The sequence below is a fragment of the Streptomyces sp. SID13726 genome (assembly GCF_010548375.1).
Lineage (GTDB): Bacteria > Actinomycetota > Actinomycetes > Streptomycetales > Streptomycetaceae > Streptomyces.
Map to the genome: position 1 here is coordinate 1 of NZ_JAAGLY010000380.1, position 460 is coordinate 460.

At 69.3% G+C, this 460-nt stretch carries 1 pseudogene; it reads left to right on the forward strand.

The window, feature by feature from the left end:
* Positions 1-460: pseudogene (locus G3I78_RS48175) on the forward strand (response regulator transcription factor); the annotation flags it as partial.

Consider the following 460-nt stretch of genomic DNA (forward strand, 5'->3'; position numbering starts at 1 on the left):
AGTCGGGCGTACCGATCGTCATGCTCGCCGCCAAAAGCGACACGGTCGACGTCGTGTTGGGCCTGGAATCCGGGGCCGACGACTACATCGTGAAGCCGTTCAAGCCGAAGGAGCTGGTGGCGCGCATCCGGGCCCGTCTGCGCCGGTCGGAGGAGCCCGCTCCCGAGCAGCTGACCATCGGTGACCTGGTCATCGACGTGGCCGGGCACTCGGTCAAGCGCGAGGGCGCCTCGATCGCCCTGACCCCGCTCGAGTTCGACCTGCTGGTCGCCCTCGCGCGCAAGCCCTAGCAGGTGTTCACCCGCGAGGTGCTGCTGGAGCAGGTCTGGGGCTACCGGCACGCGGCGGACACCCGCCTGGTCAACGTGCACGTACAGCGGCTGCGCTCCAAGGTCGAGAAGGACCCCGAGCGCCCCGAGATCGTCGTGACGGTGCGCGGTGTCGGCTACAAGGCCGGACC